This is a genomic window from Chitinophaga sp. 05T412, assembly GCF_056396465.1.
Window position 1 is genome coordinate 1 of sequence record NZ_JBFTLN010000071.1, and the last position, 525, is coordinate 525.

The 525-nt window shown below is 72.0% G+C and carries 1 protein-coding gene; it reads left to right on the top strand.

What is annotated here, in order from left to right; genetic code table 11:
* Positions 1-164 precede the first annotated feature (164 nt).
* On the top strand, positions 165-525 hold a 361-nt coding region (locus AC1DFM_RS34715), incomplete at its 3' end, for a hypothetical protein (RefSeq protein ID WP_477081372.1).

Sequence of the window (525 nt, forward strand, 5' to 3'; positions counted from 1 at the left end):
GTCCAGGGCCAGTTCGACCTCTTCTGGGCCGCCGTCATGGGGTCCCTGCCGTTCGTCGTGCTCGGGAACTGTCTCGGTGCCAAGAGGCACGCTGAGAGGTCGGTCGAGCACGGTCCGACGCCTGCGTCGGCGGACCGCGTGCAACCTGCGTCGGTGACCGCCGCGTGACCACCATCGTCCAGATCACCCCGGAGATCGGCCCGGGCACCGGGGTGGGTGCGGTGGCCTTCCACCTCGAGCAGGAGTGGCTCCGAGCAGGAGTCGACGTGCGTCGCTTCACCCTCGACGAGGCCGGGGGTGCGTGGCTGCCCACCGCGAGCGGGGGAGTGGCGGGCCGGCTGTCCCTGCTCGCCCGGGTCGTCTGGTTCTCCACCGTGGGCACCCGCCGGGCCCGCAGCTACCTTCGCGACCACCCCGACCAGCTGTCCGTCTGCCACAACGACGCCCTCGCCGGCGACGTCTACGTCAACCACGGCATCGTCCAGGCAGCGATGCGGGCCCGGGGCCGCTACTGGCTCCGCATGC